This is a genomic window from Pseudomonas sp. I8001 (genome assembly GCF_013385345.1).
Taxonomy (GTDB): Bacteria; Pseudomonadota; Gammaproteobacteria; order Pseudomonadales; family Pseudomonadaceae; genus Aquipseudomonas.
Genome location: NZ_JACAQC010000017.1, coordinates 1 through 14,511, shown reverse-complemented (window position 1 = coordinate 14,511; position 14,511 = coordinate 1). Strand labels below are relative to the sequence as shown.

The window sequence follows — 14,511 nt, the reverse complement described above, 5'->3', positions numbered from 1 at the left end:
GCTCTTAAGTGTCTGTAGGCCATTCAGCACTGGTTTTTGCTTTCACCAAAAAACTTAGAATCATACTCAATAGATATAAGGGGACTTAGAGTGAACAAGTCGGAACTGATTGATGCTATCGCTGCATCTGCTGATATCCCGAAAGCCGCTGCTGGCCGTGCGCTGGACGCAGTAATCGAATCCGTCACTGGCGCTCTCAAGGCCGGCGACTCTGTGGTACTGGTTGGTTTCGGTACTTTCTCTGTGACCGATCGTCCAGCTCGCACTGGCCGTAACCCACAGACTGGCAAGGCTCTGCAAATCGCCGCTGCCAAAAAACCAGGTTTCAAAGCCGGTAAAGCCCTGAAAGAAGCCGTTAACTAAGCTTCGCTCAAGCCTTACCCATCCGGGTCGGACGCAGGTCTGACCTGGCAGCGGAGCGGCAGCTGACCCGAGTATCCATCGGGTCGCCACGCCGGGGGTGTGGGTTCAAACCCCCGTCCGCTCCGCCAGTTACGAGAAGGCGCATCCTCGGATGCGCCTTTCTTCTATCCGGACTCTACCCACGCTCCACGGTTGCCTAATTTTGAAGTTCAACCGTTTCTGGGGGACGCATGCTGCAGAATATCAGGGACAATTCACAAGGCTGGATTGCCAAGACCATTATCGGGATCATCGTCGCATTGATGGCGTTCACCGGTATCGAGGCTATTTTTCAGGCTTCGACCAACAACAAGCAGGACGTGGCCAAGGTCAACGGTGAAGAAATCACCCAAAGCGAACTGGGCCAGGCCGTCGACATGCAACGTCGCCAGCTGATGCAACAGCTGGGCAAGGACTTCGATGCTTCCTTGCTGGACGAAAAGCTGCTGCGCGACGCCGCCCTCAAGGGCCTGATCGATCGCAAGCTGCTGCTGCAAGGCGCGGCCGATTCGAAATTCGCTTTCTCCGAAGCTGCGCTGGATCAAGTGATCCTGCAGACGCCGGAATTCCAGGTGGATGGCCAGTTCAACGCTGAGCGTTTCGACCAGGTGATCCGTCAGCTGGGCTACAGCCGTATGCAATTCCGTCAGATGCTGAGCCAGGAAATGCTGATCGGCCAGGTTCGTGCTGGTATTGCCGGCAGCGGTTTTGTGACTGATGCCGAAGTGCTCGCGTTCGCCCGTCTGGAAAAACAGACCCGCGATTTCGCCACCGTCAGCGTCAAGGCCGACCCTGCAGCAGTGAAGATCACTGACGACGAGGTCAAGGCTTACTACGACCAGCACGCCAAGGAGTTCATGACCCCGGACCAGGTTGTCATCGACTATCTGGAGCTGAAGAAGGCTTCCTTCTTCGACCAGGTCTCGGTCAAGGACGATGAGCTGCAAGCCCTCTATCAGAAAGAAACCGCCAACCTCGCTGAACAGCGTCGCGCGGCGCACATCCTGATTGAAGTCAACGACAAGACCACCGACGAGCAGGCCAAGGCCAAGATCGAAGAAATCGAGGCGCGCCTGGCCAAGGGCGAGAAATTCGAAGCCCTGGCCAAGGAGTTCTCCCAGGATCCGGGTTCTGCGAACAACGGCGGTGACCTCGGTTTCGCTGGCCCTGGCGTCTACGACCCTGCCTTCGAAACAGCGCTGTATGCGCTGAACAAGGATCAGGTCTCGGCACCGGTGCGTTCCAGCTTCGGCTGGCACCTGATCAAGCTGTTGGGTGTTGAAGCACCAGAAGTGCCATCGTTCGCCAGCCTGAAAGACAAGCTGACCCGCGAGCTCAAGACCCAGCAGGTTGAACAGCGTTTCGTCGACGCGACCAAGCAACTGGAAGACGCTGCATTCGAAGCTTCCGACCTGGCCCAGCCGGCGTCGGACCTGAAGCTGACCGTGCACACCTCCGCGCCGTTTGGCCGTGAAGGTGGCGAAGGCATTGCTGCCAACCGTGCCGTGGTGACCGCTGCATTCAGCCCTGAAGTACTGGATGAAGGTGCCAACAGCACCGCCATCGAGCTGGACCCGGAAACCATCGTGGTGCTGCGTGCCAAAGAGCACCTGAAGCCTACCCAGCTGCCGCTGGAAAGCGTTGCCACCGCCATCCGTGCCCAGTTGACCAAGGAGCGCGCGAGCGCTGCGGCGAAGACTCACGCGGACGAGCTGATTGCCAACCTGCGTGATGGCAAGACCCCGCTGAACCAGCCGGTGGATGGCCAGGCCTGGAAAGTCACCGAAGCGGCCACCCGTGGCCAGGAAGGCGTCGAGCCAGCCGTGCTGCAAGCCCTGTTCCGCATGCCAAAGCCTGCGGCCAAGGACAAGCCGACCTTCACCAGCGTGACACTGCCAGACGGTAGCCTGGTGATCGTGCGCTTGAACGCGGTCAATGAAGCCGCTGCACCGACCGATGACGAGAAGGCTCAGTACCGCCGCTTCCTCGCGTCCCGTGTCGGCCAGCAAGACTTCGCCGCCTATCGCAAGCAGTTGGAAACCAAGGCTGAGATCAAGAAGTTCTGATCTCGTAACAGCCTGAATAAAAAGACCCCGGCCTGAAGAGGCCGGGGTCTTTTTTTATCCACTAATCAGCTGACTCAACCAGTCTTGATTCAACGCGCAAACTTGAGCTTGCCCCAACTCAGGCCAATCACAGCCGCCAGGGTCGAAGCGCTCAGCACACTCAGCTTGGCAGCCGACAGCAGCGTCGGATCGGAGAAGGCCAGCGACGAGATGAAAATCGACATGGTGAAACCAATTCCCGCCAGCAGGCCCACCAGGGCGACGCCGTTCCAGGTCACGCCCTCCGGCAGTTGGCAGATGTTCAGTTTGACCAGCACCACGCTCGCCAGCATCACACCGAGTGGCTTGCCGAGCACCAGGGCCAGGATGACCCCCATGAACACGCCGTGGGGCAGTGGATCGTCCAGGTTGAACCCTTGCAGGCTCACTCCGGCGTTGGCCAGGGCAAACAGTGGCATGACGCCAAAGGCCACCCAGGGGTGCAAGCCCGCTTGAATACGTTGCACCGGCGGCAGCATTTCCCGCTGGGCCTGTCTCAATTGCTTCAACGGTTTGGCGACTTGATGGGCACTTTCAGCCGATTGTGAAAGCCGCTCCATCAGCTCGTTGAACGTGCGCCCGATGGTGTCCAGAGGGCGTTCCCGAGTCGGTCTGGAAGTCACGGGCGTTATCAGGCCAAGCATTACGCCCGCGAGCGTCGGATGGACGCCGGTCTTGAGCAGGCCAAACCAGACAATCGCCCCTGGCAACAGGTACACCACCGCTTTGCCAATTCCCATCCGCTGAAAAACCAGCACCAGCGCCAGCCCGCAGGCCGCGATCACCAGGCCCATGTAGTCCAGGCTGGCGGTATAGAAAATCGCGATGATCAGGATGGCGACGATGTCATCAATGATCGCCAAAGCCAGCAACAGGATGCGCACGCCAGCCGGAATCGATTTGCCCAGCAGCGCCAGCACACCCACGGCAAATGCAATGTCGGTGGCAGTGGGCACTGCCCAGCCACTGGCCGCGACCGTGCCATGGTTGAGCAGGGTGTAAATCAGCGCCGGCATCAGCACGCCACCCAGTGCCGCGCCGAGGGGCAGGGTGGCCAGTTTCAGGTTGGCGAGTGCGCCGTCCCTGATCTCCTGGCGAATCTCGGCGCCCACCACCAGGAAGAAGATGGTCATCAGCCCATCGTTCACCAGGAAGTGCAACGAGCGCGAGACCGTGAAGTCTCCCAGTCCGATAGTGAGTGGGGTGTTCCAGAAGTGTTCGTAGGAATCTGCGACGGGGCTGTTGGCCCAGACCAGCGCGACGATCGCTGCCAGCAGCAACACGATACCGCTGACTGCTTCGATCCTTGAAAACCGCTCCAATGCGGACAGGGCGCCTTCGACCAAAACCTGGGGGCGCGGAATAGCAGGGTGTTTATCAGGCACGACAAGTCTCCATTGGCGGCCCGACCAATGCTTATCCTTTAACCTGCGCTGTGCCGTATGCAGCAGCGCACCCGGTGCGATCATAAGAGTTAAGAAACATCACGTCACGTTTCGTTTAAACATCGGTTAAACGCAGCGTCGCGATCAGTGCCAGTACGACCAACGCGGCGACCGCCCATGGAAACGATGTCACTCCCCACCCTTGCAACAACATGCCGCCGAGTAGTCCGCCACCGGCGATGCCCAGGTTCCACACCGTCACCAGCATCGACTGTGCGGCATCGGCTGAATCCCCGGCCGACTTGGCCAGCGCCGTTTGCAGCAATGCCGGCAAACCGCCAAACGCCAGCCCCCATAACGCCACCGTGGTGTAGATCACCGTCGCCGAGGTGATCCAGAACGCCAGCGCCAGGGCCGACAGCGCGAACATTGCGCAGCTGATTACCAATAAGGCGCGCAGCCGCTGATCAATCAGCGCGCCGACGATCCAGATACCCAGCAGCGCCGCCAGGCCAAACACCAGCAGCACCTGGTCGATGTCCGCTGCAATCCCGGCAGGTACCAGGAACGGCGCGATATAGGTGTAGAGAATGTTATGAGCCAGTACGTAGGTGAAAGTCACAAACAGCACCGGACGAATCCCTGGCAGTGCCAGCACCTGGCGCAGCCCCAGGCGTTTTTCCGCCTGTTGCCCGGCAAAGTCCGGGACCTGCCAGCGCACCCAGGCCAGCAGCACAACCGTCAGGCCGGACATGATCGCGAAGCTCAGGCGCCAGCCAACCGTGGTGCCCAGGAATGTCCCGGCCGGTACACCCAGTGACAGCGCCAATGGCGCGCCGAGCATGGCCACGGCAATGGCCCTGCCTTGCAGGTGCGGCGCAACCATGCGGCTGGCATAACCGGCCAGCAGCGCCCAGAGCAATCCCGCGAACACCCCGGCGAAGAACCTGGCCACCAGGGTCAGCAGGTAATCGCTGGAAAACGCCGTCACACTGTTGACCAAGGCAAACCCGCCGATGGCAATCATCAGCAATGGCCGCCGGCGCCAGCCCCGGGTGGCGATGGTCAGGGGAATCGCGGCCAACAGCGAGCCCAGGGCGTACAGGGTCACCAACTGGCCCACCAACGCTTCGGACACCCCGAGGCCGGCGCCCATTTGCGGGAGCAAGCCCGCCGGCATGGCTTCGGTGAGGATGGTGATGAAGCCGGCGGTAGCCAATGCCAACAGGCCGCCCAGAGGCAGTCGTTCACGGCTCACCGTGGGGGTCGTGGAAGATAGGGCGCTGTCGCTCATGTTTTTTGGCTCCGGTTTTCAGACGAAAGGGCAGGGAGCCAGAGTAGGGTGCTGCACGGTGGAGAAAAACAGGCTAAGGTTCCGAACTTATCGGACGCCAATGTCCGCAATCCTCGGGAGCGAGACGATGGACAGCCTGGGCAGTATTTCAGTGTTTGTGCAGGTGGCCGAAACCCGCAGCTTTACCGAGGCCGGGCGCATGCTGGGGGTGTCGTCCTCGGCGATTGGCAAAAGCATCGCGCGCATCGAAGAGCGCCTGGGGGTGCGGCTGTTCCATCGCAGCACCCGCAGTATCACGTTGACCAGCGAGGGCGCGCTGTTTCTCGAACGCTCCCGGCGCATCCTGGCGGAAGTCGAAGCCGCAGAACAGGAACTTAGCCAGGCATCCGCCACCCCCAGAGGCAAGTTGCGCGTCAGCCTGCCGCAAGTGCGCGGCTTGTTGATGCCGGTACTGACGGATTTCATGCGCGCCTATCCCGAGATCGAGCTGGACGTGGACTTCTCCGACCGCATGGTGGATGTGATCGAGGAGGGTTTCGACGCGGTGATCCGCACCGGCAAACCCGAGGACTCACGCTTGATGGCGCGCCACCTCGGGTATTACCGCCTGGTGCTGGTGGCGTCCCCGGAGTACCTGCGCCTGCACGGTACGCCGCGCCAGCCCCGGGATTTGAGCGACCACGCCTGCCTGCGCCACAAATTCTGCGCCACCGGCAAACTGGAAACCTGGCCACTGCGCCCGGAGCCGGGCCTGCCGGAGCCGACCCTGCGTGCGCCGCTGGTCTCCACCACCATCGAATCACTGATGCACGTGGCCCATGAAGGCCTGGGGATTGCCTGCCTGCCAGACTTCATGGTCCGCGAATCGGTGGAGCAGGGCCGGCTGCAACGGGTGCTGGACTATTACCTGGAGCACAGCGGCAGCTTCTGGATGCTCTGGCCATCAAGTCGCCATGCCTCGGCGAAATTGCGCGTGTTTATCGACCATATGGGCGAGCGGCTTTTTCCTGCGGACACCGTCCCGTAAGGCTGTGACGTTTTACCGACAGGAATTCGCGCGCCGAGGCCACGTTCTGTTGCACAATACCGCCCTGACTGTTTTCCTCAGGATTTTCGATGTCGACATCATTTCACTTGCGTAGCCTCGGGTTGGCGCTGGTGCTGGCGGGCGCTGCGGGCTGCTCGTCACCCAAGACCGCTATTTATGAACATGAGAACTTCGACGACTCCGGCACGTTTTCCCGTGATTACCCGGTCAGTGACACGGCGGCCTGCGAAGCGGCGCGGCGTGCGCTGTTGAGCCAGGGTTACATCATCACCAGCAGCGATCCAAAGCTGGTGGCGGGTAACAAGAGCTTCCAGCAGACCGGCGAAACTCACCTGCAGATCAGCTTCAACGTGGTGTGTGCCGACGATGGCAGCGGCAATCATCACTCGACGATGTTCGCCAACGCCTTGCAGGATCGCTACGCCTTGAAGAAGGTCAACAACTCCGCCAGCCTCGGTGTGGGTGTGTTGGGTTCGGTGTCGATGCCGATTGGCTCCACCGACGACTCCATGGTCAAGGTGGCCAGCGAGACGGTGTCTGCGCCGAAGTTTTATGAGCGTTATTTCGCCCTGGTGGACGTTTTCCTGCCCCAGGAAGTGAAAAAGGCAGCGCATATTCCAGAGAAGCCCAAGGCTGACCTGGGCATCCCGGAACCTAAGGCAGCTCCGGCGGCCGATAAGGCCGATAAGGTTGAAGCGCCGAAAGAAGTGCCAAAAGAAGCGCCGGCCACACCGGCAGCCCCAGTGACGCCGGCGGTAGTGCCAGCGGCATCGGAGCCGGTGGTACCACCGGCGGAACCTGCGCCGATTGCACCAAAGGAAGCCCCGGCACCTGCGCCAGAGGCCACCACTCCTGCGCTGCCGGCGCCGACCGAAGCGATTCCGCCTCTGCCGACGCCTGCGCAGTAACTACACCGCTACGGGGTTGGCCTTGTCTACGTTGATCCCGTAGCGGCTGATCGCCTCCGCCACCCTGGCGCGGCTGATCAGGCCGTCATCCGCCAGCGCCTTCAAGGCCGCCAGGGCAATGAAATACCGGTCCACCTCGAAGAACTGGCGCAAGGTTTCGCGGGTATCCGATTGCCCGAAGCCATCGGTGCCCAGCGCCACAAAGCGCCGGCCCGGTACAAACGGGCGAATCTGATCGGCAAAGATTTTCATGTAGTCGGTGGCGACCACCACGGGCCCAGGCTGGCCCTCAAGGCACTGCTCGACATAGCTGGTACGCGGTTCGCTTTCAGGATGCAGCAGGTTCCAGCGCTCCACGGCATGACCTTCCCGGCGCAGCTCGGTCAGGCTGGTGACACTCCACACATCGCTGGCCACGGCAAAATCATCGCGCAGCAGGTCCGCGGCGGCGATGACTTCCCGCAGGATCGAACCGCTGCCCATCAGCTGTACCCGTGGTTGCTTGGTGTCTTCAGCCGCCTTCAACCGATACATGCCCTTGAGAATCCCGTCCTCGACGCCTTCGGGCATCGCCGGGTGCGGGTAGTTTTCGTTGAGCAGGGTGATGTAGTAGTAGATGTCCTCTTGCTCGACGTACATCCGGCGCATGCCTTCGCGAATGATCACCGCCAGCTCGAAGGCAAACGTCGGATCGTAGGAAATGCAGCACGGGATCACCGACGACAGCACATGGCTGTGGCCATCGTCATGCTGCAGGCCTTCGCCCATCAGCGTGGTGCGCCCGGCCGTCGCCCCCAGCAGGAAGCCCCGCGCCCGTGCATCGCCCGCGGCCCAGGCCAGGTCGCCAACCCGCTGGAAGCCGAACATCGAATAGAAAATGTAGAACGGCACGGTCATCAAGCCGTGGTTGGCGTAGGACGTACTCGCTGCGATCCACGAGGAAATGGCGCCGGATTCATTCAGGCCTTCCTGCATGATCTGTCCGTCCTTGCTCTCTTTGTAGTAGGACAGCTGGCCCGCATCCTGTGGGGTGTAGAGCTGGCCGACAGCGGAGTGAATGCCGATCTGGCGGAACAGGCTTTCCATGCCAAAGGTGCGGGACTCGTCCGGCACGATGGGCACGATCAGTTTGCCCAGGTTCGGGTCCTTGAGCAGGGTGCCGAGGATGCGCACAAAGGCCATGGTGGTGGAGATCGCGCGCTCGCCGGTGTCCTTGAGCTGGGTGGCGAAGGCATCCAGTTCCGGGATCTTCAGCGACTCGACCGCGCTATGGCGAGCCGGCACGTAGCCACCCAGTGACTGGCGGCGGGCGGCGAAATAGCGGGCCTCTTCGCTGTCGGCGGCCGGTTTGAGATACGGGATTTCAGCCAGTTGGTCGTCGGCCACTTCCAGCCCGAAGCGATCGCGGAAGGCTTTGACGGCTTCAGCGCCCATCTTTTTCAGCTGGTGGTTGATGTTCTGGCCTTCGCCGGCCTCGCCCATGCCGAAGCCCTTGACGGTTTTCGCCAGGATCACCGTCGGCTGGCCGCTGTGACGCACGGCGGCGGCATAGGCGTTGTAGACCTTGTCCGGGTCATGGCCGCCCCGTGAGAGTTTCCAGATGTCGTCGTCGGACATGTCTGCCACCAGCGCCAGCAACTCCGGGTATTTGCCGAAGAAGTGTTCCCGCACGTAGGCGCCGTTTTGTGATTTGTAGTTTTGATAGTCGCCGTCCACGCACTCCATCATGCGCTGGCGCAGCAAGCCGCTTTTATCCTTTTCCAGCAGCGCATCCCAACCGCCGCCCCAGATTACCTTGATCACGTTCCAGCCGGCGGCGCGGTACAGGCTTTCGAATTCCTGGATCACCTTGGCATTGCCGCGAACCGGGCCATCGAGGCGTTGCAGGTTGCAGTTGACCACGAAGATCAGGTTGTCGAGTTTCTCGCGCCCGGCCAGGGAAATGGCCGCCAGGGATTCCGGCTGATCCATCTCGCCATCACCGAGGAACGCCCACACCTTGCGGCCCTGGTGCTGCTTGAGGTCGCGGAACTCCAGGTAGCGCATGAAGCGCGCCTGATACGCGGCGGTAATCGGTCCGAGGCCCATGGAAACCGTAGGAAACTGCCAGAAGTCCGGCATCAGGCGAGGGTGCGGATAGGATGACAAACCGTCGCCACCGGCTTCCCGGCGGAAGTTGTCCAGCTGGGCTTCGCTGATCCGGCCTTCGAGGTACGCCCGCCCGTAAATGCCCGGCGCGGAGTGGCCCTGGATGTACACCAGGTCGCCATCGAAGCTTTCAGTTCGGCCACGGAAGAAATGGTCGAAGCCTACGTCATACAGCACCGCAGCCGACGCATAGGTTGCGATATGCCCGCCCACGCCGGAATGTTTGCCCGCGCGCAGCACCATGGCCATGGCGTTCCAGCGAATAAACGCATTCAGCCGGCGCTCGGTGGCCAGGTTGCCGGGGTAGGGCAACTGGCGGTCTACCGGGATGGTGTTGACGTACGGGGTGGTCACCCGCCCGTAGAAGTCGCCATGCCGCGCCACGTCGAAATCCAGCAACTGATCAATCAGGTAATGCGCGCGCGGGCGGCCTTCGGTGGACAGCACCGATTCGATGGACTCCAGCCATTCGCGGGTTTCCTGTGGATCGTCGTCGAGGCGTACTGCAGTGTTCGGGGTCATGTCAGGCTCCAGGGTGGACGGGTTTCAGCGTGTGGGCTCCTTGTGGGAGCTTTGCGAATGTAGTTGCAATTGCAACTACATGGCTGAATCTAGCGCGGGATGAGCTACTATTGCAACCTTCTTGAAATTCCCCGGATGGTGTTGCATGTCGTCGAAAGAGCCTGATGTCTGGTTCCGTTTTGTTCGGGCCCACAGGACGGTCATCCGTGAAATCGAACGGCGCCTGGCCGATGCCGGTCTGCCGCCGTATGCCTGGTACGACGCTTTGTGGGGCCTGGAAAGTGGCCCCGATGGCACCCGGCGCATGCACGAATTGGCCGATGTGCTGGCCATCGAACGCTACAACCTGACGCGCCTGGTCGACCGCCTGGAAAAGGACGGCCTGGTGGTGCGTTCGCGCTCCGACGGTGACGGGCGTGCTGCCTTTGTCTCGATCACCGACGCGGGCCGGGTATTGCGTAAAAAGATGTGGAAAATCTACGAAAGCAGCGTGGATGAATTGTTTTTGTCGCAGCTCGACAGCGAGCAACGCCGGGTTTTTGCCGAGGCATTGGAACGTACCGCGGGGCTGGCGATGGAGGCGGGCGTGCAGACCCGCGGGCGACGTAAGACCTGAAGCAAAGACTCCAGGCGACGCGGATTCCGTGTGGGAGCGGGCTTGCTCGCGAAAGCGGTGTGTCAGCAACAGTAATATCAACAGGTACACCGTCTTCGCGAGCAAGCCCGCTCCCACATTTGATCTGCGATGGATTGCAGATCGTCATTTCAGGTGATATCGATTCAGGGCGTTCTCCACCTGTTCTGCTTCGATCCAGCCGTCATCCGCCAACGCCTTCAATGCCAGCACCGCTACCCAATATCGACTGGGTGCTGACGTTTCCACGGAGCCCGCACCCAATGCTACAAAACGCGCATCCACATGCCCCGCCAATTGATCGACGATAGGCTGCGGATACCCGGTGACTGCGACCACCGGCGCGCCATCCCCAGCCAGGCAATCCCTTAGATGACAACTGCGCTTCGGTGCCAACGGGTGCAGGCGGTTCCAGCGTTGCGCTGCATCCGCTTCGCGGGCCAGCCGTGTATAGCTGGGGCAACTCCACAGTTGCGCCTCGACGTTCCAATCCGTCTCGAGCAACTGCGCGGCGTGCACGACTTCTTCAAACGCTCGACCCGCACCCAGCAACCGCACCCTCAATTCACTGGTGTATGAGCGCCAGACCCGGTACATGCCCCTGAGCGCATGCTCACTATCCTGCGGGCTCAGCCCTGGCCCTTCGTGTTGATCGTGCAGTGCCAGGTAGTAGAACCCCGGCTCGCCGTCGACATACAGCGCCTGCAAACCCGCCAGCACAATCGCCCGGGCTTCCTCGCCGGAGGCCGGGTCATAAGGTGTGCAGTGAGGATTGCTGGCCAGCCATAAGGGCAGTGAAGGGGAGGGCTGGGTTGCATTGTCGTTGCACAGGATGCCCCGCTGACGGGTCTCGCCGGACAGCGCACGCAACTGCGCCGATGACGCGGCCGTGTGCAGGTACAGCATGGGTTTTTCCCCGGTATTGCGCGCGAACCAGGTGGGCCAGCTCACCACTCGGCGTGAGCGCGACTGGCCGCGAATCACCCACGCCTGCCGGCTGGACTCCAGGGTGTTGGCCATGGTCATCACGCTATACAGGGGCGAGCAGCGGGGCTGCTGCGTTGCATTCAGGGCGTCGATGCAGATCAGGGCAGAGCGTTCGGTGCTGGCAGTCATGAGCAGGGTCGCTTGGCAACGGGTGCCCATACCCTAAAGGAATTCGGCTTACGATTGCAATTGCAATGATTGCAGTTGCATCTAAAATTCATCCGGCTAAATCAAGGCAATCCTGCTACGTTTAATCCTGAAGTGCAGGAACGTCATGCCACGGACATTTTTTCGTCATGACGGCACTTTAGGCTGGTTGTGCAGGTCACTAAGCAACCCCTTTTCATAAAACAAGGAGTCAACCATGGACGATTACCAGGAAGAATTGCTCGAGTACCACGCCTTTGAACTGGATCCGCTGGATCCGGCCGATGATGCCACCGAGCTGTAAGACAGACGTCAGGCGGAATGCCGCTGACTGCGGCGAAATTCCCCTGGGGTCTGGCTGTTCCAGCGCTTGAACGCCCGTTGAAAGGCTTCCGCTGAAGCAAAACCGAGCAAATAGGCAATTTCACCGAACGCCAGTTCGGTATCGCGAATGTAGGTCATGGCCAGGTCGCGGCGAGTGTCGTTGAGAATCGCCCGGAACTGAGTCCCTTCTTCCGCCAGCTTGCGCCGCAGGGTCCAGGTCGGCAGTTTCAAGCGTGACGCCACTTCTTCCAGGTCGGGTTCCCGGCCACCATTGAGCATCGGCCCGAGCAAGCGGGTAATGCGCTCGCGCAGGCTGCGGGTGCGCGTCAACTGCTCCAGTTCCCGTTCGCACAACTGCACCAGTAATTGCCAGGTACTCGGGCAGTGTTCCGGGTTGCGCAGGGCCAGGGTTTGCTGGCTAAGGCGCAACTGATTGTGCTCGGCGCCAAACTGGATCGGGCAGTCCCCAAGCACGCTGTAGCGCTCGCTGTAGTCGGGGGCCTGGAACTCGATTTCGATCCGCTGCGCCTGCACCGGTTGCGCACTCAGGCTCGACAACTGATGCAGCCAGCCGGCGATGATCGAGTCCACCACAAAGCGGTTATAGGCGTTGTACGGGCTGATGGAGTAGAAGCGCAGCCACGCACCGTCCGCATCCTCGTGAAAGCTCGACTGGCCGCGATAGTTGGAGCCGTACAAGGCTTCGAAGCGCGTCAGGGTACGGGCGGCTTCGCGCACGGTGGGCGCCTGGGCGGCGGTGACCCCGGCGAGCCCGGCCTGGCTCAGGCGGCTGAGCTGGCCCATGCGCAGGCCCAGGCTGGCGTCGCCGGTCAACTGGATGGCCGCAAAGCCCAGGCGCATATAGCGCGGGATCGACAAGCGTGCACCCGCCTCGGCCAGGCGTGCCGGGTCAAGGCCGTATTGCAGCAGCAACGGTTGCGGGTCCAGGCCATGGCTGTGGATCGCATCGGCCAAGGTGTGGACGAAGCCCACCGACAAATCCCCAAGCCGCACCGGCTTCATTGAGTTACAGCCACACGTTCAGCAGGCGCGCGCCACGGGCATTGCCGTCGGCGAACACCTGGCCGTTGCTGCTGAGGAAGCTTTGCCCGGCGCTGCCCATGTCAAAGAACTGCCCGCGCAGGAACACGCTCATGCCGGCGGTGGCCTGGCTGATGGGTTGCTGGCTGATCAGGGTCAGGCGGTGCCAGGCTTCGCCTTCGCTGAGCTCTTCGGGCTTGAGGCTGATCTCGGCTGGCGTCGACACGCTTTTGAAGCCGCGCCACGGCTTGTCCCAGGTCTCGCGGCCAATCACGAAGGCCGGCACCGCCACCAACTGGGCGCCTTGCTCGTTGAGCTTGCGGTAGTTGTCCGGGTACCAGCTGTCGCTGCCGATCAGGATGCCCAGGCGCCCGGCCGGGGTATCGACCACGCTGACGCTGTTTTCATCGCCCGGCTCAATAAAGCCGCGCTCGTCAAAAATCGGATACAGCTGGCGTTGCGGCTGGCCCAGCGGCAAGCCATCGCGGTCGAAGACCACACTGGTGTTGTACAGCGCGCCATGGCCGATCTGCAGCTGGCCCTGGCTGACGCTCGGGTTGGGCAGGGCAATGGAGCCGGCCACCAGGGTCACGCCGAATTCCTTGGCCAGGCCACCGAACAGCACTTGATAGTCGCGGGCCATGGCCGGGGCCTTCATACGCAGGTAGGCGTCGTCGATGCGGTCGTCACCCTTGGCGCTGATCAAGGCCCGCAGGAACAGCAGCGGGTTGCTTGCCGACAACCAGTTCATCGCTTCCTTGAGGTTGGTGGCCTGGTACAGCTCGTTCTTTTCGCCGCTGACCATCAGCCAGGTGCCGATATGTTCCGGCAGTACCACGATGGTCTTGTCGTTGATCAGGCCTTGGTCACGGGCGTTTTGCAGATAGGCCGCCAGCTTGAGGTGCAGGCGTTCCAGGCTCTGGTAGTCGGCGGGGAACAGTTCCGGCTGGATGCCCAGCAGGTTGCCGCGGTCGGCGGGCACGCCCTGGTCGACGGCCAGGTTGATCCGCAGGTCGGACAGGTAATGGCCCACGGGGCGCTCCTGGGTCCAGACCAGATAGGCGGAAACGGCGGCGACCAGGGCCATGATGAGGGTGAAGCCAAGAAGTTTACGCATGGGGCAAATGACAACGGACCGTGTGCTGGGTTTGCATTTTCTCTCAAATTTCTGGGCTGGGTACGAAAAACCGTGGTTTGGCACGAAAATCTCAAAAGCCTTGAGTGCGTGTTTTCGCCGCGGGCCGGATCTTTCCAGGGTCGACAGTAGCGGGTTGTGACCACAGGTGCACGCGCGCTGGTCAATGCCGTGGGATGTTACTCGTGCGCGCACCAGCTTCTGGCAGATTGTTACTTTGTGCCTCAATACCGTGCGCAAGTTCCTCGCCAAGGTTGATTCGCGCGATGGGTTCGCGGAGGGCTGGCCGCGCAACTCAAGTGTTTCAGCGCCTTACAGGCCTCTCTGTACAACGACGCGTCGAGTTGGCAACAACCTTGCATATGCTTGTATGTACAAGTAAAGATGTGTGCGTAAGAGTCCATGAACTTCCTCTTCGCACCCATCAATGT

11 protein-coding genes are annotated in these 14,511 nt (G+C 61.3%); 5 read left to right on the top strand and 6 right to left on the bottom strand.

The features are described 5' to 3' along the window. Nucleotides 1-90 precede the first annotated feature (90 nt). Nucleotides 91-363: an HU family DNA-binding protein gene (locus tag HX839_RS14765; protein ID WP_003174819.1), complete on the top strand. Its 273-nt coding sequence runs from the start codon at nucleotides 91-93 to the stop codon at nucleotides 361-363. A 230-nt stretch (nucleotides 364-593) separates the two neighbouring features. Beyond that, complete coding sequence (locus HX839_RS14760; RefSeq protein WP_177067245.1) at nucleotides 594-2,468, top strand: SurA N-terminal domain-containing protein; 1,875 nt, start codon at nucleotides 594-596, stop codon at nucleotides 2,466-2,468. Nucleotides 2,469-2,557: 89 nt separating this feature from the next. Here HX839_RS14760 and nhaA read toward each other — a convergent pair whose 3' ends face one another. After that, complete coding sequence (gene nhaA / locus HX839_RS14755; protein WP_087693206.1) at nucleotides 2,558-3,892, bottom strand: Na+/H+ antiporter NhaA; 1,335 nt, start codon at nucleotides 3,890-3,892, stop codon at nucleotides 2,558-2,560. A gap of 115 nt (nucleotides 3,893-4,007) precedes the next feature. After that, entirely contained in the window at nucleotides 4,008-5,186 is a 1,179-nt protein-coding gene (locus HX839_RS14750; RefSeq protein WP_008431952.1) for an MFS transporter, read from the bottom strand. A gap of 127 nt (nucleotides 5,187-5,313) precedes the next feature. Here HX839_RS14750 and HX839_RS14745 point away from each other — a divergent pair, with 127 nt between their 5' ends. Both HX839_RS14745 and HX839_RS14740 read left to right on the top strand, forming a co-directional pair. Next, on the top strand, nucleotides 5,314-6,213 hold the full coding sequence (locus tag HX839_RS14745) for a LysR family transcriptional regulator (RefSeq protein WP_003207864.1): 900 nt from the start codon (nucleotides 5,314-5,316) through the stop codon (nucleotides 6,211-6,213). Nucleotides 6,214-6,302: 89 nt separating this feature from the next. After that, nucleotides 6,303-7,142, top strand: a complete 840-nt coding sequence (locus HX839_RS14740; RefSeq protein WP_003207865.1) for a DUF2242 domain-containing protein — start codon at nucleotides 6,303-6,305, stop codon at nucleotides 7,140-7,142. On the opposite strand, the gene aceE is transcribed toward HX839_RS14740, so the two are convergent. Further along, on the bottom strand, nucleotides 7,143-9,812 hold the full coding sequence (gene aceE, locus HX839_RS14735) for a pyruvate dehydrogenase (acetyl-transferring), homodimeric type (RefSeq protein WP_177067244.1): 2,670 nt from the start codon (nucleotides 9,810-9,812) through the stop codon (nucleotides 7,143-7,145). It abuts the gene before it with no gap. 145 nt (nucleotides 9,813-9,957) lie between these two features. Between aceE and HX839_RS14730 the strand changes: the two genes are divergently transcribed. Then, nucleotides 9,958-10,428, top strand: coding sequence for a MarR family winged helix-turn-helix transcriptional regulator (locus HX839_RS14730; protein WP_003207868.1), 471 nt, complete (start codon nucleotides 9,958-9,960; stop codon nucleotides 10,426-10,428). A gap of 144 nt (nucleotides 10,429-10,572) precedes the next feature. On the opposite strand, the gene HX839_RS14725 is transcribed toward HX839_RS14730, so the two are convergent. The 3 genes from HX839_RS14725 to HX839_RS14715 form a co-directional block, all read right to left on the bottom strand. Beyond that, nucleotides 10,573-11,592 (bottom strand): pyruvate dehydrogenase, encoded by a 1,020-nt coding sequence (locus HX839_RS14725; protein ID WP_102369536.1) that lies wholly within the window; start codon nucleotides 11,590-11,592, stop codon nucleotides 10,573-10,575. Nucleotides 11,593-11,892: 300 nt separating this feature from the next. After that, nucleotides 11,893-12,927 carry an AraC family transcriptional regulator gene (locus tag HX839_RS14720; RefSeq protein WP_102605974.1) on the bottom strand — a complete coding sequence of 345 codons (1,035 nt, stop codon included), beginning with the start codon at nucleotides 12,925-12,927 and terminating at the stop codon, nucleotides 11,893-11,895. 4 nt (nucleotides 12,928-12,931) lie between these two features. Beyond that, on the bottom strand, nucleotides 12,932-14,062 hold the full coding sequence (locus tag HX839_RS14715) for a carbon-nitrogen hydrolase family protein (RefSeq protein WP_003207875.1): 1,131 nt from the start codon (nucleotides 14,060-14,062) through the stop codon (nucleotides 12,932-12,934). Between the last annotated feature and the right edge of the window lie 449 nt (nucleotides 14,063-14,511).